Origin of the sequence: Desulfovibrio sp. An276 (assembly GCF_002159665.1) — a bacterium.
Lineage (GTDB): Bacteria > Desulfobacterota > Desulfovibrionia > Desulfovibrionales > Desulfovibrionaceae > Desulfovibrio > Desulfovibrio faecigallinarum.
In genome coordinates this window covers 76,163-99,510 of sequence record NZ_NFJC01000006.1, presented here as the reverse complement: position 1 = coordinate 99,510, position 23,348 = coordinate 76,163, and the positions used below count along the sequence as shown (strand labels likewise).

Below are 23,348 nucleotides of genomic sequence, written 5' to 3'. Positions count from 1 at the left end.
TTTTTTGAAGTCATAAAACACTGTAACAGCAAGAAATATCTGGAAATATTTGAGGACTGAGCAGGATTAAAACGCACCATCAGGTATCGAGATTCTGGAAATTCACGAAAATATCTTGTGGAACAGGCTTTAGGCTCTGTTTTTCGGAGGGACAAACATGAGTGAAGGCAATACCGAGGACAAAAAGACCTGCGAATTTCGTGCAGAAGTGCGCAAGGTGCTGCAGATTCTGACCAATTCCCTGTACACCAACAAGGAAATCTTCCTGCGCGAACTTGTTTCCAACGCGTCCGATGCACTGGACAAGCTGCGTTTTCGTGAAAACAGCGGGGACAAGCCCCGTGAAGCCGGCCTGCCCCTGGAAATCAGCATCACGCTGGACAAGGACAAGAAGGAACTTGTCATTGCCGATACGGGCATTGGCATGACCGAGCAGGAAATCGGGGACAACCTAGGCATCATTGCCAAATCCGGCTCCGAGGAATTTCTGAGCAAGCTTGCCGAGCAGGCTGGTTCCGACACCGACGGCAAGGGTACCGACGCTTCGCAGATCATAGGCCATTTCGGTGTAGGCTTCTATTCTGTCTTCATGGTTGCAAACAGGGTCGAGGTTATTTCCCGTCCTGCCTTTGGTGACGGCAGTGCCTGCGTGTGGGAAAGCGACGGCCTTGGCACCTACACTGTATCCGCCTTTGCCGGCGAGGAGCCGAAGCGCGGCACTCGCATTGTTGTCCATCTCAAGGATGACGCCCTGGAGTTTGCGGAAAAATTCCGCGTCGAGAACGTGATTCGCAAGCATTCCGGCTTCATTCCCTTCCCTGTTCTTGTGGACGGCGAAAAGGTCAATACACAGCCTGCCCTGTGGAGAGAGCCCAAGAGCCAGATCACTGCCGACCAATACAAGGAGTTCTACAAGTCCTTCACCTACGACTTCAAGGATCCCCTGGACTGGCTGCACATCAGTGTGGACAGCCCGGTGCAGTTCCAGGCTCTGCTCTTCATCCCGGACGAGGAACAGGAATTCAAGGGACCCAGGGAGGACGAGTACTGGGGTATTGATCTCTACTGCAACAGGGTACTCATTCAGCACAAGAACAAGGACCTCATTCCTCCCTATCTGGGCTTTCTGAAAGGCATTGTGGATACCGAGGACATCCCGCTCAATATTTCCCGCGAAACACTGCAGGAAAACGTGGTCCTGCGCAAAATCAACCAGACCATAGTCAAGCAGACCCTCGGTCATCTGGAGAAGATGGCCAAGGACAAGCCCGAAGAATACCTGAAGTTCTGGAAGCATCACGGCACAATCCTGAAGTTCGGTGTTCACCAGGACTTTGCCCAGCGCGACAGGCTGCTCGGTCTACTTCGCTTCAACACTTCCGCAGGGGAAAACGAGGAGAGCGTCTCCAGCCTTGCCGAATACATGGAACGCGGCCTCGAAGGGCAGAAGACCTTCTGGTACGTCACCGCCCCCAACCGCGAGGCGGCAAAGGTCAATCCCTACATGGATCGCTTCCGCAAAAAGGGCGTGGAAGTCCTCTTCTTTTACGAGGCACTGGACGAATTTGTAGTGAGCGGCCTTGGCAACTACAAGGACTGGAACTTCAAGTCCATCGAAAACGCGGAAGAAAAGGATCTCGAGGCCTTCCCGGACAAGGGTGAAGAAGCCCCCAAGGCAAGCCCCCTTTCAGCAGAGGACGAGAAGACCTTTGACGATCTCGTGAACAGGATGAAGGAAATACTTGGCGACAAGGTCAAGAGCGTTGTCATCTCCTCAAGACTTACGGACAGCGCTGCAGTTCTGTCTTCAGAGGACGGCGTGACCTCGGCCATGGAAAAGTTCATGCGCGCCATGGACAAGAACATGACCGTCCCGGTCAAGACTCTTGAAGTCAACAGGGAACATCCCCTGCTGCGTGCTCTGCTTGCAATCTACAAGGCCGACTCTCACGATGCGGTGCTCACCACCATGGTGAACGTCCTCTTTGACTCTGCCCAAATGATGGACGGATTTATCAGGGATCCGCAGGAACTGGCTCGCAGAAGCTCGCAGCTGCTTGAGCAGTCCGCAGCCTGGTACACCCAGGTTACAAAGGCCTAGGTTCCTTTCCCTGACATAGCTACGTTGACAAAAGACCTCTCTGCCAGAAGGCAGAGAGGTCTTTTGCATTGTGCTTTTCTTGCTTGCGCTCTTGCGGCTGCGTGCCACTGCTATTCGAGCAGCAGGACTTCCCGACAGCCCCTGTCCGCGATGCACAGATACAGATACTCTTCCAGAAGAAAGAGCAACCGTCCAAGGATACCCTTGCCCAGCATGGGATGCCCAAAGAGGCGATCGCGCTCCCTGACAAGGCTCCCCCTGTCCATCACGCCGGTCATGCTTGCGTGCATGGTTTCCATAAGGCGAGCAGCGAGCAGATAGCCTTCCGCCCCGGCAAAAAAGGACTCTACAAGGGACGTTATCTCGCTCTCGCTCTCACTCCAGAAGCGAAGCGCTTCCCTTCCCGGCAGGACACTGCAGGAAGCTACCGTTGCTGCCAGAAGATTGTTGCACATGGCCCCTGGCAAACCCTGTTTCCAGCCCACAAGCCATGGGGTTCGGGCAAAGAAAAGCCTGTGTTCCATGGCAAGGTCTACCAGATCCCTGATTCGTGACAGAAGCTCAGACAATAAAGGAGGAATTCCCGGATCCGGAGTCTTGCGCTTGAAAAGGAAGTTCCAGGCAGGCACACTTTCACTGGCAGCGCTCACACAAGTGAGGGCCTTCAGTATATGCACAAGCCACGCGTTGGCCTCGGAGCTGTCCGGAGTCTCCAGGTGGGAATAACTGAGAACATAGCGTCCCTTGCCGTACCTTCCTGTCACCATGAGTTCGGTATCCGCCAGGAAATCCGCGGTAAGGTTTATGCCGTACAAACGCTTCCATTCCTCAAAAATCCGCTTTGGCACGCTGTCCAGGGCAATGTCTGCTATCCAGAAGTCCCTGTCCGGCCCCCGGTAGCGGGCAAGAACCTCCACATCTCCCCCGCTGTTGGAAAACCTGCCTGGCCACCACACGGGAAGCGAGGGTGCATGATTTCCCCAGTCTGGCGTCAGAGCATTGGGGCAGGGCTCTGCCTGCACATAACCGGAAAGCAGGTGCAGCATGCGCTGGGGATACTCTGCCCTGCGCCAGGGACACAGGCCAAGCCCTCTGGATTGAGGCAGGGTAAGCGCCAGTCCTGCACCTCCGCAAAAGCCAAGATAGCATCCTCCCTGGCGGATATAGTCACAGATAGCCCTTTTCCCTGCGTCTCCAAGGGCCTCGGCCTTCAGTTGGGCGGATCCCCCCGGTACCACGAGCAGAGCGTATGGCTCCCCTCCGGCTTGCTTGCGTAAAAGGGCCCCTTGGGCTATGTCTTGGCCTTTCAGAAGTCTGGTGGGAAAACCGAGACTTCCAAGGGCCCTCAAGGACATAAGCCCCCAAATGTGGGAGTCATCCCACAACATTGCAATGGGCGGCACGCTGTTCATGCGGCCAACTATCCCCGACTTTCATGGAGAATGCAAGATGTCCGACACTCTTCCCAAGGGTTACGAGCCCGCGGATGTGGAAGCAAAATGGCGCAAACGCTGGCGCGATGACAAGACCTTCACCCCGGATCCCGCAAAGGGCGGCGATCCATACTGCATTGTCATTCCTCCGCCGAACGTCACAGGCGCGCTGCATATAGGACATGCTCTCAATCTGACCCTTATCGATACCCTGTGCCGCCACTACCGCCAGAAGGGCAAGAACGTGCTGTGGATCCCCGGTACGGACCATGCAGGTATCGCCACACAGAACGTGGTGGAAAAGACCCTGGCAAAGGAAGGACTCAGGCGCCAAGATCTGGGCAGGGAAAAATTTATTGAACGCGTGTGGCAGTGGCGCGAGGAGTACGGCCACAGAATCCTGAGCCAAATCGAGGCCCTGGGCTGCTCCGTGGACTGGACAAGGCTGCGCTTTACCCTGGACGAAGGCCTTTCAAAGGCTGTGCGCAAGGTCTTTGTGCAGCTCTATAACGAAGGTCTTATCTACCGCGGCAAATACATTATCAACTGGTGCTCGCGCTGCCATACGGCCCTGGCAGACGATGAAGTGGAGCACAGCGACGAAAAGGGACATCTGTGGAAGATCCGCTACCATATCAAGAACAGCGACGAAAGCATTGTAGTGGCTACCACTCGTCCGGAAACAATTCCTGGTGACACAGCCATATGCGTTCATCCGGAAGACGATCGCTACGCAAGCCTCGTGGGCAAGACAGCCCTTGTACCTGTTCTCAACAGAGAAATCCCCATTATAGCCGACAAGTACGTGGATCGGGAGTTTGGTACAGGCGCCCTCAAGGTGACCCCCTGTCACGACCACAACGACTGGGCTCTGGGCAAAACACACAACCTCGAATTTATCCAGGTCATTGATGAAGACGGCATCATGAAGGCCGAGGCCGGCAAGTACCAGGGAATGACCAAGCAGGAATGCCGCAAGTCCATAGTCGCGGACATAGAGGCCATGGGCGATCTGCTCGGCGTGGAGGACCTCAACCACTCTGTGGGCCATTGCTACCGCTGCCACACTGTCGTTGAGCCCCATGTTTCGCGCCAGTGGTTTGTGGCAACAACCAAACTTGCGCCCAGGGCCAGACAGGCCATACCGGCTGATATAACCCTGCTGCCCGAGACCTGGCTCAAAACATACTATCACTGGCTCGACAATATCCGCGACTGGTGCATCAGCCGCCAAATCTGGTGGGGACACCGCATTCCCGCCTGGACATGCAAATCCTGCCAGCATGTTGTGGTGGCAGAGGAGGATCCCACGGTCTGTCCCGAATGCGGCTCCCACGATCTTGTCCAGGACGAGGACGTGCTCGACACCTGGTTCAGCTCAGCGCTTTGGCCCTTCTCCACACTCGGCTGGCCGGAAAAGACTGCAGACCTTGACAAATGGTACCCCACATCGGTTCTGGTCACGGGCTTTGACATTCTCTTCTTCTGGGTGGCCCGCATGATCATCATGGGCCAGCACTTTATGGGGCAGGCTCCCTTCAAGACCGTCTATCTTCACGCCCTTGTGCGCGACGCCCAGGGCAAGAAGATGTCCAAGTCCACGGGCAATGTCATTGACCCTCTGAAGATGATCTCTTCCTACGGCTGCGATTCGCTTCGCTTCACCCTGACAGCCTTTGCGGCAATGGGCAGGGATATCAAGCTTTCGGAAGAGCGCATCGAAGGCTACCGCCACTTTGTGAACAAGTTGTGGAACGCCGCACGATTCACTCTCATGAACCTTGGAGAGAAGGCTCCGGAGCCGGTGGATCTTGGCAGTGTCGAAGGTCTCAACAATCGCTGGATCCTGCACAGGCTTGAGCTTCTGAAGCAGGACATGGACAAGGCCTTTGACGAGTACCGATTCAATGACGTTGCCCAGGGTGGCTACAAATTCCTCTGGGGCGAATTCTGCGACTGGTATCTTGAGCTGATAAAGCCGGATATGGCTAACGAGGCTACGAAGAAGGAATCCTCCTACGTCCTCTACACTGTACTCAAGGAAATCCTGGTGCTCCTGCACCCTGTGATGCCTTTTGTCACGGCAGAAATCTGGCAGGCTCTTCCCGGTCACGAAGGCGAGGATCTTGCAACCATGCCCTGGCCCGAAGAGCGCCCCGACTGCATCAGGCCCGAGGACGCAGCCAGGATGGAATTCGTCCAGGGCGTCATCGTGGCTGTGCGCACCATCAAGGCGGAACTCGACATCGCTCCGTCCCACAAGGTTGTTCTCAAGCTTCATCCTGCGGACAAGCCCCAGGAAGATCTGCTCCTCTCCAATGCATCTACGATCCAGACGCTGGCAAGACTTGAGACTATGGAAGTAGGCATGGAGGTGCACGCACCAAAGGCGTCCGCCTCGTCCGTTGTCCAGGGGTGCGAAATCATTGTTCCCCTCAAGGGCAATGTGGACCTTCAGGGCGAGCTTGCCAGGCTCGCCAAGGAAATGGGCAAGATTGCCGACGCATTGGCTGTCGTGGACAAGAAGCTCTCCAATGAAAGCTTTGTTTCCCGCGCCAAGCCGGAAATTGTCCAGCGCGAACGGGATCGAGCTGCGGAACTTAAGGACAATCTGGGCAAGCTGGAAGTCCTGAAGCAGCGCTTTACCGAAGCCCTCGAAGGCGGAGAAGAATAGTTATTCCCACAGGGGCTGAAGTCCGAGGGTGGCCATGGAGACGTACATGGCCACCTGCAAATATGGAGGCGGCGCCTTCGCGCCGAGATTGCGAACAATGAACAGGCTTGCATTCCTTCTGATACCAGTGCTTGTCCTTGGCATGCTTGTGACCCAGCCTGCCAGCGCCGCTGACCATGACACAGCGCAAAAGGCGGCTGCCCCCGATTTGCATCCCCTGCTTGTCAGTGCTTCGGAGCTTGAAGGCTCCTTTGCCGAAATTCAGCACTATGTTGAGGCTGGCTTCATCTACCAGCCAAACCTGAGTTTCTCTGCCCAGGTGACCGCCTGTGGCACGGAAGACACAGACTGGCGCGCGGTAGTCAGCGGCTTTGCCGATGCCGATCGTGCCTTTGCCTTTTTTTTCGGCAAGGCAGAGGATGTTTTGCGCGAACAAAAAGCCCTTGCCAGGCTCGTGCCCACAGAATCTGCGAAGAGCCTTTCCAAGCAGAAAATTGCTGCCTTGCAGAAGGACCTGAAGACTGCCCAGGGCAGAAGGGAGCTTGCCAGCATCACCAAGAAAACTCTGGACGATATTGCGGGAAAGGTTTCCGGCAACAAGGAAACCCTGCGTTTTCTTGGGGGACACATGTACGGTGCCTTTGTGGAGCGTCTGTACGTGACGTCAATCATGGTTCTTGCCGCAGCAGAAGAGGGAACACTTGCTCCTCTTCACAATGTCAGGATTGGAACCTTCTCCCGCATCCATGATGTCCTGACAGCCTTTGGCAGGGACAATTGCCTTGGCAGCAGCGAGAAGAGTCCCCAGCGTCTGAAAACTGTGCAAAAGCTCGGCAGGCTAGTCGGCACAGGCACACACAAGCCCACTCTGGCAGATCTGCGCAAGGTGGTGGAAATCTGCCAGGACGTGCGCGACAGCTTCATGCAATAGAATTCATTCCTCAAATCAAAAGGGATACCACATGTCTGTCATTATTGGTTTTCTCGATGGCGAACCCCAGGAACTCACTCTCGTTGAGGGACGGGTGCACATCAACGGCGAAATCCAGCCCATCAAGAACGTGAGCGTGGAGGAAGTGGAAGAGTTCGCCCGCACCCTTGACAATGCTCCGGAAGGGGACGAGGAGTCCCGGGAGATCTGGCGCCACACCCGCCGCATCCAGTTTCTCGTAAGCCTGCTTTCGCGGGCCTTTGGAGACGAATGCTCCAACTACCTGGAAATGCTCATAGGCAACATGCACTACAGGGTTCTGGAATATCTTGGCGAAACCGACAGCCTGGACGAATTTGTGGAAACCAGGCGCGTTCCAAGACGCCATGACCACTGCTGCGACCACGATCATGATCACTGTGATCACGATCATCACGACTAGCCGCTCTCAAAACACGCTTGGGGGCAGTCGAAGGGATTGCACAACAGGCAGGAAGGAGATGCTCTCCACATCCTGCCTTTTTTTTGCCTTTGCGTGACATTTTGGCTGCACAATTCCAATGCGTTGGATCAAGCGTTGACAAATTTTGCAGTCAATAGTAAAGCTTCGACCTCTTTTGAGGGGGCAACCCCTCTTCTTGTTTTGCGCCCCTGGCGGGCGAAAATCTTTTTGGAGGACAAATGCCTACCATTAACCAGCTCATTCGCAGCGAGCGCAAGGACAGCGTCAAGCACAAGAAAACGCCTGCCCTGCTTTCCTGCCCCCAGCGCCGTGGTGTGTGCACCCGCGTGTACACCACCACCCCTAAAAAGCCTAACTCGGCTCTGCGCAAGGTTGCCCGTGTGCGCCTCACCAACGGCTACGAAGTGACAGCCTATATTCCCGGCGAAGGCCACAACCTGCAGGAACACTCCGTGGTGCTCATCCGCGGCGGCCGTGTCAAGGACCTTCCCGGTGTGCGTTACCACATCATCCGTGGCACCCTGGATACCTCTGGTGTGACGGATCGTCGCAAGAGCCGTTCCAAGTACGGCGCCAAGCGTCCCAAGTAGTCTTTTTTTTGCAACCAGCTTCAGGCAGGTGCTCGTCATGCAACGCACCAGGCAGCCACAGGCGCCGGGCGCTGCGGGGCTGATGGCGCCTGAACCAAGCACTCTCGAAGGAGTATACCATGCCCCGTAAAGGACCCATTCCCAAGCGTGAAGTGCTGCCCGATCCGATTTATGGCAGCAAGCTTGTCACCAAATTTGTGAACCGTCTCATGTATGACGGCAAGAAGGGCGCAGCCGAAAAGATCTTCTACACCAGTGTCCAGGCTCTGGCAGAAAAGACCGGTGAAGATCCCATGCGCGCCTTTGAAAAGGCGCTCGACAATGTCAAGCCGCGCCTTGAAGTCAAGTCCCGCCGTGTGGGCGGCGCAACCTACCAGGTTCCCATGGAAGTTCGCGCCGACCGACAGCTTTCCCTGTCCATCCGCTGGATCATCAACTACGCTCGCTCCCGCGGCGAAAAGGGCATGGACGCGAAACTTTCCGCAGAGCTGCTTGATGCCTACAACGGTCGTGGCGGCGCCGTGAAGAAGCGTGAAGACACGCATCGCATGGCCGAAGCCAACAAGGCTTTTGCCCACTACCGCTGGTAGTGCATGTTTTTGGGCAATGCCTTGCAGCACAAGGCATTGCCCTGTTCCGGAAAGCAGGCATCATTTGGAGGAAACCCCGTGTCCCGCAGCGTGAGCATAGACAAAGAGCGCAATATCGGCATTATGGCCCATATTGACGCCGGCAAGACAACTACAACCGAACGCATCCTCTTCTACACCGGTGTCAATCACAAGATTGGCGAAACCCATGACGGTGAGTCCACCATGGACTGGATGGAACAGGAGCAGGAGCGCGGCATTACCATTACTTCGGCAGCAACAACCTGCTTCTGGAAGGATTGCCGCATCAACATCATTGACACCCCCGGTCACGTGGACTTTACCATCGAAGTGGAGCGCTCCCTGCGCGTACTCGACGGTGCAGTCTGCGTCTTCGACGCAGTGGCAGGCGTGGAGCCCCAGTCTGAAACCGTGTGGCGTCAGGCTGACACATACCATGTTCCCCGCATCTGCTTCGTGAACAAGATGGACCGCATCGGCGCCAACTTCGATCGCTGCGTGGACATGATCCGCGATCGCCTTGGTGCTACCCCCGTGCCCCTGCAGATCCCGATTGGAGCAGAAGACAAGTTCGACGGCATTGTAGACCTCATCAGAGGACAGGCCATTGTCTATGACAAATCCTCCAAGGGCATGGACTTCGAGGTAGGCCCGGTTCCCGCGGAGCTGCAGGATGCCTATGAGCAGCATCGCCATGCCATGCTTGAAGCCGTGGCTGAAGAGGACGAAGTCCTGCTCGAGAAGTACCTGAACGGCGAGGAGCTCACCGAGGCTGAAATCATTTCCTGCCTGCGCAAGGCCACCATCAACCGTTCCGTGGTGCCCGTGCTCTGCGGCTCCGCCTTCCGCAACAAGGGCGTGCAGCCCCTGCTCGACGCCATTGTGGACTACCTGCCCTCGCCCGTGGACATTCCGCCCGTTCTTGGCCACATGCCCAACGACGAGACCAAGACCGTTAAATGCCATTGCGACGACAACGAGCCCTTGTGCGGCATGGTGTTCAAGCTCTTCTCCGATCCCTTCATCGGCCACCTTTCCTTCTTCCGCATCTATTCCGGCTATCTGGAAAGCGGCATGAGCGTGCTCAACGCCAACAACGGCAAGCGCGAACGTATTGGCCGTATCCTGAAGATGCACGCCAACAAGCGAGAAGACATCAAGTGGGCTGGCGCAGGCGACATAGTGGCTCTGGTGGGTCTGAAGAACTGCTCCACCGGTGACACACTGTGCGACGACAAGCGCGTTGTCATCCTCGAATCCCTGCACATTCCGGATCCGGTTATCGAAGTTGCCATCGAGCCCAAGACCAAGAGCGACCGTGACGCATTGTCCGCTGCCCTGAGCAAGCTGGCCAAGGAAGACCCCTCCTTCCGCGTCAAGGGTGACGAGGAAACCGGTCAGACTCTTATCGCCGGCATGGGCGAACTGCATCTGGAAATCATTGTTGATCGTCTCACCCGCGAATTCAATGTGAACGCCAACGTGGGCAAGCCCCAGGTTGCCTACCGAGAGACCATTTCCAAGCCTGCCAAGTCCGACATGAAGCACGTGAAGCAGTCTGGTGGTCGCGGTCAGTACGGTCACTGCGTCATCGAGGTCGAACCTAATCCCGGCAAGGGCTACGAGTTCATCAACTCCATCACCGGTGGCGTTATTCCCAAGGAATACATCCCGGCCATCGACAAGGGTATTCAGGATGCCATGAAGAGTGGCGTTGTGGCTGGCTTCCCCTGCGTTGACATCAAGGTCAACCTGGTCTTCGGTTCCTACCACGAAGTGGACTCTTCCGAACAGGCCTTCTACGTGGCCGGTTCCATGGCAATCAAGGACGCCATGCAGAAGGCATCCCCCGAGCTGCTCGAACCCATCATGGACGTGGAAGTTGTGACGCCCGAGGAATACCTTGGCGACGTCATGGGCGATTTGACCGGTCGCCGCGGCCGCGTTTCCAGCATGGAAGCCAGAGCCGGCGGAGCCCAGTCCGTTCGCGCCCAGGTGCCTCTGGCCAATATGTTCGGCTATGCAACGGATCTGCGTTCCAAGACGCAGGGCCGTGCATCCTTCACCATGCAGCCTGACCACTACGAGCGCGTTCCTGCCAGCATGGCAGAGCAAATCAAGTCAGCCAAGGGCTAACAGAGCCCTGGCCTGAATGGAATCCTGGAGGCGGGGCCCGAGGGCCTTCCGCCTCCTTTTTGCTTTTGAGGATTGCAACTAAAGGCCTCTTTCCCCGATTTTACAAGGAGGATGGCGTTTATCCTTGCGTAGATGCCAAGGAGCTTGCGCCGGTATATTGTGATGAATCACTCATTTGATCTTCCTCTCGGCTTTGTCGCTGGTGCAGCCCAGGCAGGATTCAAAAAGGAAGGCAGAGACGACCTCGGCCTCATTGTTTCCGACAGGGACGCAGTCTGCGCCGGTGTCTTCACAACCAATGTCTTCAAGGCCGCTCCAGTGCTTGTCTGCCAGAAAAGACTCGCAACAGGAAAGGCCGTTCGCGGCATAGTGGCCAATTCCGGCCAAGCAAATGCCTGCACCGGTGACGAAGGCCTTGCCAACTGCAAGAAGACCCTGGCCATGGTGGGAGAAGCGCTGAATCTTGCTCCTGACACCCTTTTGCCCATGTCCACAGGTGTGATTGGCGATCAGCTGAAGATGGACAAATGGGAAGCTGCAGTTCCAGCCTTGGCCGCAAGCCTTGGCAGCAGGGATGCGGAGGGCTTTACCAGAGCCTTCATGACAACAGACGCATTTCCAAAGTTTGCCTCAAAGGACATCAGGCTCTCTGGCGGAACCGTACGCCTGACAACCATGGCCAAGGGCGCTGGCATGATCTGCCCGAACATGGCGACCATGCTCTGCGTTGTCCTCACGGACGCCATCGTGGATCCGGCAAAATGGCAGGCTCTTTTTGCGCGCTGCGCGGACAAGACTTTCAACCGTGTCAGCGTAGACGGGGACACGTCCACCAATGACACGATTCTTGCTCTTGCCAACGGTGCATCCAATGTTGCCATGGCTACGCCCGAAGACGAACATATCTTCGAGGAAGCCCTGACGGACATCCTGCACACCACAGCTCACATGCTGGTGAAGGACGGCGAAGGGGCAACCAAGGTCATGATTATACACGTTCATGGCGCAGCCACGGACAGAGATGCGGAACAGGTTGCCAGAACGGTAGGTCACTCGCAGCTTGTCAAAACTGCCATTTACGGCAGGGACGCCAACTGGGGGCGCATCGTGGCAGCCGTGGGCAGAAGCGGTGTCACCATGAAGCCCGAGGATGTCTCGGTTGTGCTGTGCGGTGTCGAGCTCTTCCGCAATGGCCAGCCTCTTGGCGGCAACTTTGACGCAGCTCTGGAAGGCCCCCTCCAGGAAGAGAACATTCCCATCGACATCTGCATTGGAGAAGGCTGTGGCAGCTACACGCTGGAAGCCTCCGACCTGAGTGTGGGATACGTCAAACTGAACTCCGACTACAGATCCTGAGTGATTGCAGCAAGCCTGATTTCTTCCCTGTCCAATGTGTCAACTGGCTTTGGGCAGAGCTATACAAGGATTTGTTGCAATCACTTATTGTTACTGATAGAGTTTTTTCTACAAGCGCGGGTTGCGACAAGACATATGCATTGCCGTACCCTGTGTTGTTTGCAGGTCTTCTGAAAAACCCAATTCCCACGGATTCTGTACCCGTTGCGGTCAAGCTTCACTAACGTCACTTGGTGTTGGCTCTGCATCTTGGGGTGTACAGAGTTTCCGCCCCCGGGAGGATGCATGGATGCAGTAATGCTGTCCAGGCTGCAGTTTGCTGTAGCTGTCTTTTTCCACTTTATCTTCGTGCCGCTCACTCTGGGCCTTTCTCTGCTGATTGCCTGGATGGAGACAAAGTACGTCAGAACCGGAGACGAAATCTGGCGCAAACACGCGAAGTTCTGGGGAAAACTCTTTCTTATCAACTTCACCCTTGGTGTAGTCACCGGTATTACCCTGGAATTCCAGTTTGGCACAAACTGGTCACGCTACTCGGAATACGTGGGTGACATCTTTGGCTCCCTTTTGGCAATCGAGGCAACGGTTGCCTTCTTCCTCGAATCCACTTTCCTGGCTGTCTGGCACTTCGGCTGGAAAAAGCTGAGCAAGACTGCGCACTGCGTCTGTGCCTGGCTGGTCTTCATTGCCGGCAACCTGTCTGCTGTGTGGATTATCCTGGCCAACGGCTTCATGCAGAACCCGTCAGGCTTCATACTGCGCAATGGACGCGCCGAGCTGACCGACTTCTTCGCTGTTGTCTCCAATCCCTATGCCTGGGGCATGTTCAGCCACAACATGCTCGCAGCATGGCTTCTTGCCGGCTTCTTTGTGCTTGGCGTTTCCGCCTGGCACATGTACCGCAAGAACGAGCACACCGAATTCTTCCGCAAGACCTTCCGCATGACAGCGGTGTTTACCCTTGTCATGTCCCTGCTTGTAGCGCTCAGCGGCGACATTCAGGGCCGCAATGTGGCCAACTACCAGCCCAGCAAACTCGCTGCCATGGAAGGTCACTGGGAAACCGGGACCAATGTTCCCTTCTACCTCTTTGCCGTGCCCAACGAGGCAAACGAGGAAAACAGCATCGAGATCATTCCTCTGCCCGGCATGGTCAGCTTCCTGAGCTACGGTTCCTTTGACGCAGAGGTCAAGGGTCTCAAGGATTTTGCCAAGGAAGACAGACCGCCGGTCGCACCCGTATTTTGGTCCTTCCGTTTCATGATTCTTCTTGGCTCGGTCTTTGTGCTGGCCAGTGCCTGGGCCTTTACACAGCGTAAAAAAGAACAGCCCAACGAAAAGCTGCTCAGGATTTTGCCCTGGCTTATCCCCCTGCCCTACTTTGGACTGGGCCTTGGATGGGCTGTTGCAGAAATCGGCCGCCAACCCTGGATAGTGTTCAACCTCATGCGCACATCCGACGCAGTCTCCCCGGTTGATCCCACCAATATCCTGATCTCCCTGGTTGCCTTCATTGTGGTCTACACACTGCTTGGCATTCTCGATATCTGTCTGCTTATCAAATATGCCCGCAAGGGACCTGAGGAGGTATAACCATGCTGGAAACCATATGGTTCGTTCTCTGGGCTCTGCTTTGGGCAATGTACTTCATCCTTGACGGCTTCGACCTCGGCATTGGCAGCCTGCTTCCCTTTGCTGCCCGCAACGAGGGCGAGCGCCGCGTGATGTTCAACGCAACAGGCCCGTTCTGGGACGGCAACGAAGTGTGGCTCATCTCTGCTGGTGGCGTGACCTTTGCAGCCTTCCCCAAGACCTATGCCGTGATGTTCTCGGCCCTGTATGTGCCGCTGCTCCTTCTGCTCTTCACCCTTATCCTGCGCGCAGTTTCCTACGAATTCAGGAACAAGATCGATCATCCTGCCTGGCGTAGCCTCTGGGACTGGGTGCATTTTCTCACCAACTTTGCCGCAGCAGTTCTTTTGGGCGTTGCCTTTGCCAACCTCTTCCGTGGCATTCCCATTGACGCCAACGGAGTCTTCCACGGCAATCTCCTCACCTTCCTGAACTTCTACGGCCTTGCCGGTGGTCTTTTCTTCCTGGTCATGTTTGCTCTGCACGGGGCCTTGTGGCTGTGCTTCAAGACCAAGGGTGAAATGCAGGAAAGGGCTCTGGCCTACGTGTATCTGCTCTGGCCCCTGACCCTTATCTGTCTTGTCGGCTTCCTGTGGCTCACAGCATTCTACACGGATCTGTTCAAGAACTACTTCAGCAATCCCGTGCTCTTCATTATCCCGGTGATTGCTGTGGTAGGCCTTGTTGGCATTCTGGTCATGCTCCTGCGCAAGAAGATCCTTCTTGCCTGGGCAAGCAGCTGCCTGTTCATCATTGGCGTGACCTTCTTTGGTGTCATGGGCATGTTCCCGAGGATGCTCATTTCCTCCATGGATCGTGCAGCTACCCTCACGGCATTCAACTCTTCTTCAAGCGAGCTGACCCTGACCATCATGCTGGGCGTTGCCCTAGTCATGGTGCCCATCGTGCTCATCTACCAGTTCTGGGCCTACAGGCTTTTCTCGCACAAGCTGGATCCCGAACAGGTCATGAGCGACAGCCACTCCTACTAACGGTGTAACTGAATCAGCCTTGCTGGCCTGACGCGGTTTTCTACTGCCAGACCAAGAGCTGCCATAAATGAAAAAGCCGTGTCCCCCAAAAGGACACGGCTTTTTCATTGTCCCGAGCAATGAGCTTGTGCATCAGGAAGAATCTCTGTCAGACAGTTCGTACAATGTGCAGGAGCTCTCGCAGATGGCCCTCTTGCCAGTACAGGCACAAGCACCATCCAAGGTTGTTGCGTACCCGCATCCGTTGCATGAGCTGTCCTTCTTTCTCGCCAAATGCAAAAGCGCCCTGTTTCAGAAAAGTGAAACAGAGCGCTCCTGAAAAACGGGTGCAGGAGATTTCTACTTTGTCTGCTTGCCAGAAGTCTCTGCAGGTACAGCAGCCTTGACATCACCTGCAGGCTTGGACTGCTCTGCAGCAGGGGCTTCAGCAGCCTTGGGAGCAGGCGTTTGCGCAGCCTCCTGAGCCTTGGGAGCCACACCGGCCGCTGCGGGATCGATGGTAGGCTGATCGCTGGTAACAGGCTTGAACTCCATCTTGAGCTTGTTAACTTCATCAAGCACAAGGGGAGTCACGTCGAGAGACGCGTCGTAATCGACCACGCCCTCGCTGCGCAGCACAGCCTTGTAGCCCTTGGCCTCACGGAATGTTTTCACTGTCTGCAATATCTTTTCAAGCAGATTGTTGCTTACGTTCTGCTCTTCGGTCTGCATGCGCTGCTGCATGCTCACATACATGGTCTCGAGAGCCTGCATGGCTTTCTGATCATCGGGGTTGGCCTGGACCTTCTTCTGCTGGACCATCAGCCTTGTATTGAAATCTTCCTGAATACCTTCAAGAAAAGCCTGGGCCTGCTTGCCTGGCTCGCTGTCCCTGATCAGCTTGCCAAGATCGACAACAGCGATTTCATTTTTGGACTGGCTGTCCGGGAGACAGGCTCCGAACATGAGACAGCAGGCAAGAAGAGGGAGAAGGACAAAACGTTTGAACATGATGTACACCTCATCCAGAATTGTCTGGAATATTTTGATTTTTTTCGCCTTTTTTCCTGTGCTGAGCAAAACATCGGGCTGAGCCGGTATTTTTCGCACTGGCTGACAAGGCATACCCTGGGGATGCTGCAGCTGATAGCACACAATAACCGGAAAGGCAAAATGCTGTTCATGCCATATCCATCATGTTTTTTCCATTTATTTTGACAAATGATTCAAAAAAAAATATTTTACAATCAATCCTGTATAACAAAATAATTAATTTTAACAAATATGATTTTAATATCCAAGTTTCCTGTACTGAAACATGAGACTAATCACCCTGTCAATATAATTATATTTATTACAGTTATATCTTATAAGTATCTCTTCGTATAAGCCAATACTGCTGTATAAATTTATTATTTCTACTGCTTTTTCAGTAGTATTTGCAAAAAGTCTAGTAAATCGTCCTGGTCCCATATTATATGCTGCAATCATGCAAAGCATACGTGATTCCCTGTTATTTACCTTGCAAAAATATCGTCTTTCCAGAAGATGCAAATATGTTGCTCCATAGCGAATATTCTGTTCGAAATCTTTAACATGCACATAAACATTTGATACTTCTATATTTTTTAACGATCCTCCGCTCTTTTTTACCAGATACTTGTGAACATCGATGCCAGCAGTCTCCGGCTGAACCTGCATGAGCCCAATGGCATTGCGACTGCTTGTTGTCTCGTGCCTGCCTCCACTTTCCACATGCATGACAGCAAGAAGGAGAGGGACCGGGATATCATACCTTGCGGCAAATCTTCGTATCTCCGGAAGATAGACAAGTACAGGCTCTTTGAAACCAAGCCCGCGGGATTGTCTCACATAATAAAAGGGAGAAGGACTTTCCTGCCTTGTGCGCTCATGCATCATTCTGGCTGCCTCAAGCTCACGCATGGCGCCCTGCCAGCGCAGAGGGCGTCCCCTTTCATTCAGAGGTTCTCCTCTGGCACTGGACTGATAGCCAACAAGATCTTCATTCAGGAGAGGAAATGCCATATGATTGTCCAGAGCAAGCTCCACCTGCTCCCGCACACTTGTGTAGCCAAAATCCGAAAGGGATCGCTCAAGGCTCCCTACATGGCTTCGTACACGCCCCACAAGCCAAGTATTAGTCTCGAACACATGCCAGGAACCAATGTCTTCCCTGAGCCAGTGACTGCTATTGCGAACAATGCTTTGGGCAAGCTTCTCATGCTGAAGAAAAGCAAGCCCTCCTTCCCTTGCCGCTATTCCTGCAATGGCATTCACGAAAAAGACGAACGCAAGCAAAAGACCAGCAACAATGCGCTGGCGCTTGATTGGGCAGAACTCTGGCCTTTTTCCTTGTGCCTTGCTTCTCTGTTCGATCATGAGTCTCTTTCCCAAATGCCTTTCCCCTGTACCTACAGGCTTATCGGGGATCTTCCCTGTGCATACGTTTCCTTGAAAGGGAATTCGGTATACACTCCCTTTCCCGATCCTGCCCTGCATTCCTTTTCGGCAGAAAACAGAAATTCTATGGAGCGCGCATGGCGCACAGCTACGATTTTCCTCTTTCCCCGGGCAAACAGCCGGACAAACTTCCCATTGGCAGGGACAAGCCCTGGCTTGCCCCTCTTGCAGGCTACAGCGATCTGCCCTTCAGGATATTGTGCCGCGAGTACGGGGCAGCCTGCTGCGTGACAGAGATGGTCTCTGCCAAGGGGCTCGCCTACAACGGTACAAACACCTGGCGCGTCCTTGCCACAGTGCCCCAGGATACTCCCCTTGTCGTGCAACTCTTTGGCGCGGAAGCCTCCTTTCTGGCAGACGCTGTGCATACTCTCCGCGACGCAGGCTACTCCTTCTTTGACTTGAACATGGGCTGTTCTGTTCCCAAGGTGGCTCGTCAGGGTGCCGGGTCTGCCATGTTCCGCGATCTGGACAATGCCCTGCAATGCGCTCAGGCCATGATTAAGGCAGCAGAGCCCGGACACATGAGTTTCAAGTTGCGCCTTGGTCTCAACGAGGAAAACAAACCGTGGCTCGATGTAGCCCTGCGCCTTGAGGACATGGGTGCTGGTCTTGTCACTCTGCACCCTCGCACAGCCAAACAGGGCTTTTCAGGCGAGGCGCGCTGGGAGGAACTTGCTCTTGCCAGGGAAAGACTCTCCATTCCCGTGCTGGCCTCGGGCGATCTCTTCACGGCAGAAGACGGCATGCGCTGTCTTGATGAAACCGGTGTGGACGGAGTCATGTACGCCAGGGGTGCCCTGACCAATCCGGGCATTTTTGCCGAACACAACGCCCTTGCGGCAGGGCACAGGCTGCCGGAAAGAAACAGGAAAGAACTCAAGGCAATGATCTCGCGCCATATGGCCCTTATCAGCTCTCTGGGAAACGAGGAAAATGCCATCTTCCGCCTGCGTTCCATTGTTCCCCGCTATGTACGGACACTTCCGGGAATACGCAGACTGAGGCAGGAGCTGTGCCAGTGCACAAGTCTAGCCCAGCTCGACACCCTGCTCGATGAATTCCTTGGGCAGGAGTAGGAGCTCTGTGGCACACGAAGGAGGAAACATCTGCATGCTTGTCAAACGCGCAAAAACAGCCGGCTTCTGCATGGGGGTCAGCCTTGCCCTGAGGACCCTGGACAAGGCTATTGAAAGCAATCCCGGCAAGACCCGCATCTGTACCCTTGGCCCCATTATCCACAACCCCCAGGTTCTGACAGACTATGAAGCCCAGGGCGTTGTCTGCCTGCAAAAGCTGGATAGCGTGACAGCCTGCGACATTGTAGTCATACGAGCCCATGGTGTTCCGAGGCAGGACGAGGAATTTCTTCGCCAAAGCGGAGCCACTCTGGTCGACGCCACATGTCCCAGGGTAAAGAAGGCCCAGCTGGCCATTGCCAGGGCAACGGCAGACGGTTCTTCCCTGCTCCTTTTCGGCGAAGCGGATCACCCTGAAGTACGGGGCCTCATCTCCTACGCCTGCTGCAAAAGCCATGTTTTCACGGATCTCGCCACACTCGAAGGCATGGAACTCGATTCCGGCCAGTCCTGGGTCCTTGCCTCGCAGACCACACAAAATGCGGGACTCTTCGAGGAAATTCGTGCCTACCTCGAAAAGAAATTGCCCAGGCTCAAGGTCCTGGCCACAATCTGCGACGCTACGGACGAACGCCAGGCCGAAGCCCTTGCCATTGCCAAGGATGTGGAGGCCATGGTGGTTGTTGGTGGCAGGCAGAGCGGCAACACCAGGCGTCTGGCCTCCCTTGCCGCAGGCTGCGGCATTACCACCTACCACGTGGAAGAGATACAGGAGCTGACAGAACAGGACTTTGCCGGCAAGACAACAGTCGGACTGACCGCAGGAGCATCCACTCCGAAGCCGCTCATTGACGCAGCCGAAGTCTGGCTCAAGGACATCAAGACTTCTTCCAACTGACAAACAGGATTCAAAACTGGCAGAACTTCCATTTCCCATTGGCAAAAGCCCTGCACTTTGTTGCCAAAGGAGATCTTTGGAGCTACTATCAGACAAAACAGATTCTGCTTTTTAGCCCCTGTTTCAAGGAGATTCCATGCCCTTCATTCTCGGTACAGCAGGCCATATCGACCACGGCAAGACGGCGCTCGTCAAGGCGCTCACGGGCATCAACTGCGACCGTCTGGAAGAAGAGAAAAAGCGTGGCATCACCATAGAACTGGGTTTTGCCTGGATGGATCTGCCAGACGGCCAGCGTCTCGGCATAGTGGACGTGCCGGGACACGAACGTTTCGTAAAAAACATGGTTGCGGGCGCTGCAGGCATGGATCTTGTCATGCTGGTTGTGGCTGCAGACGAGGGCATCATGCCCCAAACGAGGGAGCATCTGGATATCTGCTCCCTGCTTGGCATACACGATGGCTTCGTAGTGCTTACCAAATGCGACCTTGTGGAGAAGGACTGGCTTTCCATGGTGCAGGAGGATGTCGCCAGCTTTCTGAAGGGAACCTTTCTCGAAGGCGCACCCATTCTGCCCGTTTCCTCGCTCACCGGCGAGGGTCTGGACAGGGTACGCAGCCATATTGCCGCAAAGGCACACGCGTTGCGTCAAAAGGCACGCTCAGACATCTTCCGTCTGCCTGTGGACAGGGTCTTTTCTCTCAGGGGCTTTGGCACCATTGTCACCGGGACCATCATTTCGGGCAGGGTACGCAAGGACAGCGACGCTCTGCTTATGCCCCGCGGCCTTGCCACCCACATACGCACCCTGCAGCGCCATGAAACGCCAACCGAAGAGGCGCATGCGGGCGAACGCTGCGCTGCAAATCTGCAGGGCCTTGAGGTAGGAGACATACGCAGGGGAGATGTTCTCTGCCTGCCGGGCACGCTCTTCCCCTCCCAGCGATGGATTGTGGACCTGCACTGCCTTGCAGACTCTCCCATGATTCTCCACAACAGGACAGAGCTGCATTTCCACCACGGGACACTGGAAACTCAGGCCAGGATCCTTTTCTTTGATCGCCAGCAGCTCAAGCCGGGAGAGACGGCTCTTTGCGAGATACGTTTTGACGAGGCCCTGCCGGCTGTCTTCAACGATCACTGTGTGCTCCGTTCCGCTTCACCCCTGCGTGCAGTGGCGGGTGCTGTCGTTCTCTCTCCCCTGCCACCGTCCATGAGCAGCAAGGATGGCAAACGTGACAGAAATCTCTCACTGCTGCAGGATCTCGCACGCATAGCCTCCGCCTCGGGCGAAGACAACGATGTCCTGCTTTGCGACAAGGTACTTGCCCTGCGCGAAAGCGATCTTGCCTCCTTCGCTGTCTTGCGCGTTGCAACCGGCCTTGGCCAAAAAAGGCTTGAAAAGGCTCTGCAGATCCTTGCCTCCTCACACAGGGCCATTTGCTGCGACAGGGAAAACAGGGCCTACATCGGAGCGGATGCCTTCGCCGCCCTTGCTGATCAGGCTTTTGCCAGAGCGCACGAACTGCACGAGAAATCCCCTCTTATGGAAGGTTTTGCCAGATCTGCCCTTGCTGCCGGATGGACAAGGGCACTTGCCCCAAAGCTTGTAACAAGGGTTGTGGACAGTCTTGTTGCCGAAGGCAAGCTGATTGCCAGCGGCGATATCCTGAAGCTGCCTGGGCGCGGGATGGAGCTGGACGAGAGACAGACAAGGCTTGGTGCATCCATGCTTGCCATCTACGAAAAGGCCTACCTCACTCCGCCAAATCTCAAAGATGTCCAGGAGAGTCTGCGTTCGAGCGAAAAGGAAACCATTTCCATCTGCAAGGTGCTGGTCTCACGGGGAGAGCTTGTGAAGCTGCGCGAGGGGCTCTACTACTCAAGACAAGCCTTCGAGGAGGTGCTCACCAAAGTTTCTGCCTGGTTTGAGGGCCATGACGATCTCACCCTGGCAGACATGAAGACGCTCTTCGGTCTGTCGCGAAAATATCTTATCTCCCTGCTCGAATATCTCGATCAGGAAAAAATAACAGTGCGGATTGGCGACAAACGCCAGTTCCGTAGCCATTAACGCTTTAGCCCAAGGAACATTGATATGGGACAGAAAATCATCGTCGTTGGCGGCGTGGCCCTTGGTCCCAAGGCTGCCTGCCGCTGCATGCGTCTTGCACCCGACAGTGAAATCACCCTTTTTGACGAAAATTCCCTCATCTCCTACGGCGGATGCGGCATCCCCTTCTTCGTGGGCGGTGATGTGGACAACGTGAAGGAGCTGTGCTCCACTCCCTATCAGACCTTGCGTGATCCCTCCTACTTCAGGGACATGAAGGGCTTCGAGGTCAAGACAAACACGCGTGTGACGGCCGTTGACAGAAAGGCAAAGACAGTCTCGACAAAAAATCTGCTCACTGGCGAAGAGGCAACCTATCCCTACGACAAGCTTGTCCTTGCCACTGGTGCCAGGCCAAGGCCCGCTGATGTGCCAGGCGCAGAGCTGAAAAATGTCTTTACCCTGACCAAACTCGAAGCTGCCGATGCGATTCGTCACCTCATGGAAGGCAGGAAGGTGGATTCCGCAGTGGTCGTGGGCGGAGGCTTCATTGGCCTTGAGGCCGCTGTTGCCATGGCAGACCAGTGGGGCGTCAAGGTAAGCGTAGTGGAGATGATGGACCAGGTGCTCCCTGGCGTGCTCTCGAAGACACTGAGCGACATGGCCAGACACGACCTTGAAAGCAACGATGTCTCCGTGTTCACTGGCGAAAAGGTGCTGCGCATGGAAGGCGCAGATGGCAAGGTCGCGAAGGTTGTCACGGACAAGAGGGAAATCGAGGCCCAGCTTGTCATCTATTCCACAGGCTTCCTCCCCAACGGCCAACTGGCCAAGGATGCCGGCCTTGAAGTGACCAGCCGTGGCGCCATTGTGGTCAACGAATACATGCAGACCTCGGATCCTGACATTTACGCAGGCGGCGACTGCTGCTCCATCAAGAACCTCATTACCAACGAACAGGGCTATCTGCCCCTCGGCAGCATGGCAAACCGCCAGGGACGCGTTATAGGCACCAACCTTGCAGGTGGCTCCGCGACCTTCAAGGGCTATGTGGGCACATGGGCTGTGAAGCTCTTCAAGAAGGCCTTCTGCGGCGTGGGCATGACTCCGGAAATGGCCCGCAGAAGCGGTTTTGACGCCATAGGTGTTCTTGTCGAACAGCTCGACAAGGCCCACTTCTACCCCCAGCACGACATCACCGCTCTGGAACTGGTCGTTGAAAAGGGCACAAAGCGCGTGCTTGGCCTGCAGGGTTCAAGCGCCAACCCGGATGCGCTCAAGGCCCGCATCGATCCCGTGGCTGCACTTTTGCAGCATATCAAGCCCACTGTCGAAGACATCAGCACCCTCGAGGCTGCCTACGCGCCGCCCTTCGCCGCTGCCATGGACGTCATCAACGCTGTGGGCAACGCGGCAGAAAACGTGCTCGAAGGCCGCTGCCAGGTTCTGACTGCCGGAGAATTCGCCGAGCTGTGGAAGAACAGGGACAAGAACAACTACTTCTTCATCGATGCCCGTCCGCAGAAGGCAGGCGATGCCGTGCAGGCCAAGCATCCCGACTGGCACGCCATCTCCCTTGAAGCCATCCATACCCGCTGGAAGGAAGTTCCCACGGATCGCCCAGTTGCCATCATCTGCAACACAGGCCTGAGAAGCTATGACGCAGTGCTCTGCCTTGCCCGCCACGGCATCACCAATGTCAAGCATACTATGGGTGGCATGCAGGCCTTCCTCGCCACAGGCGGCGAAGTCAAGTAGTCAGTAGTATCCACATCCTTGTATTGGGCGTAGCCTGGGGATTTTCCCAAGCTGCGCCCTTTCCTGTTTTTTAAATCTGCATGGCCTTGAGCCGTCTCTTGTGCCCTGCCTGTGTTTTCTCCCGATACGCAGCACTGGTTTTCATGCTCCTGCGCATGGCACAAGTTCACTACGTGAAATT

Annotated in this window: 17 protein-coding genes; 14 read left to right on the top strand and 3 right to left on the bottom strand. The window is 55.3% G+C overall.

Annotated features, from left to right (window positions below; translation table 11 throughout):
* Positions 1–157: 157 nt before the first annotated feature.
* Positions 158–2,101 (top strand): molecular chaperone HtpG, encoded by a 1,944-nt coding sequence (gene htpG, locus B5F76_RS04825; protein ID WP_087351840.1) that lies wholly within the window; start codon positions 158–160, stop codon positions 2,099–2,101.
* A 110-nt stretch (positions 2,102–2,211) separates the two neighbouring features.
* Here the strand turns inward: htpG and B5F76_RS04820 are convergent, their stop codons facing one another.
* On the bottom strand, positions 2,212–3,456 hold the full coding sequence (locus tag B5F76_RS04820) for a BPL-N domain-containing protein (protein WP_144268389.1): 1,245 nt from the start codon (positions 3,454–3,456) through the stop codon (positions 2,212–2,214).
* A 94-nt stretch (positions 3,457–3,550) separates the two neighbouring features.
* On the opposite strand from B5F76_RS04820, the gene B5F76_RS04815 reads away from it, so the two are divergent.
* From B5F76_RS04815 to cydB, 9 genes are all read left to right on the top strand, one after another.
* On the top strand, positions 3,551–6,208 hold the full coding sequence (locus B5F76_RS04815) for a valine--tRNA ligase (protein WP_087351835.1): 2,658 nt from the start codon (positions 3,551–3,553) through the stop codon (positions 6,206–6,208).
* 97 nt (positions 6,209–6,305) lie between these two features.
* Positions 6,306–7,139 (top strand): hypothetical protein, encoded by an 834-nt coding sequence (locus tag B5F76_RS04810; protein ID WP_162608688.1) that lies wholly within the window; start codon positions 6,306–6,308, stop codon positions 7,137–7,139.
* A gap of 31 nt (positions 7,140–7,170) precedes the next feature.
* Entirely contained in the window at positions 7,171–7,581 is a 411-nt protein-coding gene (locus tag B5F76_RS04805) for a hypothetical protein (RefSeq protein WP_087351830.1), read from the top strand.
* Positions 7,582–7,820: 239 nt separating this feature from the next.
* Positions 7,821–8,192, top strand: coding sequence for a 30S ribosomal protein S12 (gene rpsL / locus B5F76_RS04800; protein ID WP_087351828.1), 372 nt, complete (start codon positions 7,821–7,823; stop codon positions 8,190–8,192).
* A 119-nt stretch (positions 8,193–8,311) separates the two neighbouring features.
* On the top strand, positions 8,312–8,782 hold the full coding sequence (gene rpsG / locus B5F76_RS04795; protein ID WP_087351826.1) for a 30S ribosomal protein S7: 471 nt from the start codon (positions 8,312–8,314) through the stop codon (positions 8,780–8,782).
* 78 nt (positions 8,783–8,860) lie between these two features.
* On the top strand, positions 8,861–10,939 hold the full coding sequence (gene fusA, locus B5F76_RS04790; protein WP_087351824.1) for an elongation factor G: 2,079 nt from the start codon (positions 8,861–8,863) through the stop codon (positions 10,937–10,939).
* Positions 10,940–11,101: 162 nt separating this feature from the next.
* Positions 11,102–12,295 carry a bifunctional glutamate N-acetyltransferase/amino-acid acetyltransferase ArgJ gene (argJ, locus tag B5F76_RS04785; protein WP_087351822.1) on the top strand — a complete coding sequence of 398 codons (1,194 nt, stop codon included), beginning with the start codon at positions 11,102–11,104 and terminating at the stop codon, positions 12,293–12,295.
* A 285-nt stretch (positions 12,296–12,580) separates the two neighbouring features.
* Positions 12,581–13,888 carry a cytochrome ubiquinol oxidase subunit I gene (locus tag B5F76_RS04780; RefSeq protein ID WP_087351821.1) on the top strand — a complete coding sequence of 436 codons (1,308 nt, stop codon included), beginning with the start codon at positions 12,581–12,583 and terminating at the stop codon, positions 13,886–13,888.
* A gap of 2 nt (positions 13,889–13,890) precedes the next feature.
* Entirely contained in the window at positions 13,891–14,919 is a 1,029-nt protein-coding gene (gene cydB, locus B5F76_RS04775) for a cytochrome d ubiquinol oxidase subunit II (protein ID WP_087351819.1), read from the top strand.
* Between the two features lie 339 nt (positions 14,920–15,258).
* On the opposite strand, the gene B5F76_RS04765 is transcribed toward cydB, so the two are convergent.
* Together B5F76_RS04765 and B5F76_RS04760 are read right to left on the bottom strand one after the other, a co-directional pair.
* Complete coding sequence (locus B5F76_RS04765; RefSeq protein WP_162608687.1) at positions 15,259–15,909, bottom strand: OmpH family outer membrane protein; 651 nt, start codon at positions 15,907–15,909, stop codon at positions 15,259–15,261.
* Between the two features lie 279 nt (positions 15,910–16,188).
* A complete protein-coding gene (locus B5F76_RS04760; RefSeq protein WP_162608686.1) occupies positions 16,189–17,298 on the bottom strand; it encodes a transglycosylase SLT domain-containing protein in 1,110 nt (369 codons plus the stop codon).
* Between the two features lie 158 nt (positions 17,299–17,456).
* On the opposite strand from B5F76_RS04760, the gene B5F76_RS04755 reads away from it, so the two are divergent.
* The 4 genes from B5F76_RS04755 to B5F76_RS04740 all read left to right on the top strand — a co-directional run bounded on the left by B5F76_RS04755 (position 17,457) and on the right by B5F76_RS04740 (position 23,167).
* Positions 17,457–18,458: a tRNA dihydrouridine synthase gene (locus B5F76_RS04755; RefSeq protein WP_087351811.1), complete on the top strand. Its 1,002-nt coding sequence runs from the start codon at positions 17,457–17,459 to the stop codon at positions 18,456–18,458.
* Positions 18,459–18,492: 34 nt separating this feature from the next.
* Positions 18,493–19,356: a 4-hydroxy-3-methylbut-2-enyl diphosphate reductase gene (gene ispH, locus B5F76_RS04750; RefSeq protein WP_087351852.1), complete on the top strand. Its 864-nt coding sequence runs from the start codon at positions 18,493–18,495 to the stop codon at positions 19,354–19,356.
* A 136-nt stretch (positions 19,357–19,492) separates the two neighbouring features.
* The gene (selB, locus tag B5F76_RS04745) at positions 19,493–21,430 is read left to right on the top strand and encodes a selenocysteine-specific translation elongation factor (RefSeq protein WP_087351809.1); all 1,938 of its coding nucleotides are present in this window, start codon (positions 19,493–19,495) and stop codon (positions 21,428–21,430) included.
* A 24-nt stretch (positions 21,431–21,454) separates the two neighbouring features.
* A complete protein-coding gene (locus B5F76_RS04740) occupies positions 21,455–23,167 on the top strand; it encodes an FAD-dependent oxidoreductase (RefSeq protein ID WP_087351808.1) in 1,713 nt (570 codons plus the stop codon).
* The last annotated feature ends 181 nt before the right edge of the window (positions 23,168–23,348 follow it).

What these genes read in the sequence shown, in the direction of transcription:
- htpG (WP_087351840.1), top strand. Translation starts at nt 158, where the DNA reads ATGAGTGAAGGCAATACCGAGGACAAAAAGACCTGCGAATTTCGTGCA.
- B5F76_RS04820 (WP_144268389.1), bottom strand. Translation starts at nt 3,456, where the DNA reads ATGTCCTTGAGGGCCCTTGGAAGTCTCGGTTTTCCCACCAGACTTCTG.
- B5F76_RS04815 (WP_087351835.1), top strand. Translation starts at nt 3,551, where the DNA reads ATGTCCGACACTCTTCCCAAGGGTTACGAGCCCGCGGATGTGGAAGCA.
- B5F76_RS04810 (WP_162608688.1), top strand. Translation starts at nt 6,306, where the DNA reads ATGAACAGGCTTGCATTCCTTCTGATACCAGTGCTTGTCCTTGGCATG.
- B5F76_RS04805 (WP_087351830.1), top strand. Translation starts at nt 7,171, where the DNA reads ATGTCTGTCATTATTGGTTTTCTCGATGGCGAACCCCAGGAACTCACT.
- rpsL (WP_087351828.1), top strand. Translation starts at nt 7,821, where the DNA reads ATGCCTACCATTAACCAGCTCATTCGCAGCGAGCGCAAGGACAGCGTC.
- rpsG (WP_087351826.1), top strand. Translation starts at nt 8,312, where the DNA reads ATGCCCCGTAAAGGACCCATTCCCAAGCGTGAAGTGCTGCCCGATCCG.
- argJ (WP_087351822.1), top strand. Translation starts at nt 11,102, where the DNA reads ATGAATCACTCATTTGATCTTCCTCTCGGCTTTGTCGCTGGTGCAGCC.
- B5F76_RS04780 (WP_087351821.1), top strand. Translation starts at nt 12,581, where the DNA reads ATGGATGCAGTAATGCTGTCCAGGCTGCAGTTTGCTGTAGCTGTCTTT.
- cydB (WP_087351819.1), top strand. Translation starts at nt 13,891, where the DNA reads ATGCTGGAAACCATATGGTTCGTTCTCTGGGCTCTGCTTTGGGCAATG.
- B5F76_RS04765 (WP_162608687.1), bottom strand. Translation starts at nt 15,909, where the DNA reads ATGTTCAAACGTTTTGTCCTTCTCCCTCTTCTTGCCTGCTGTCTCATG.
- B5F76_RS04760 (WP_162608686.1), bottom strand. Translation starts at nt 17,298, where the DNA reads ATGATCGAACAGAGAAGCAAGGCACAAGGAAAAAGGCCAGAGTTCTGC.
- B5F76_RS04755 (WP_087351811.1), top strand. Translation starts at nt 17,457, where the DNA reads ATGGCGCACAGCTACGATTTTCCTCTTTCCCCGGGCAAACAGCCGGAC.
- ispH (WP_087351852.1), top strand. Translation starts at nt 18,493, where the DNA reads ATGCTTGTCAAACGCGCAAAAACAGCCGGCTTCTGCATGGGGGTCAGC.
- selB (WP_087351809.1), top strand. Translation starts at nt 19,493, where the DNA reads ATGCCCTTCATTCTCGGTACAGCAGGCCATATCGACCACGGCAAGACG.
- B5F76_RS04740 (WP_087351808.1), top strand. Translation starts at nt 21,455, where the DNA reads ATGGGACAGAAAATCATCGTCGTTGGCGGCGTGGCCCTTGGTCCCAAG.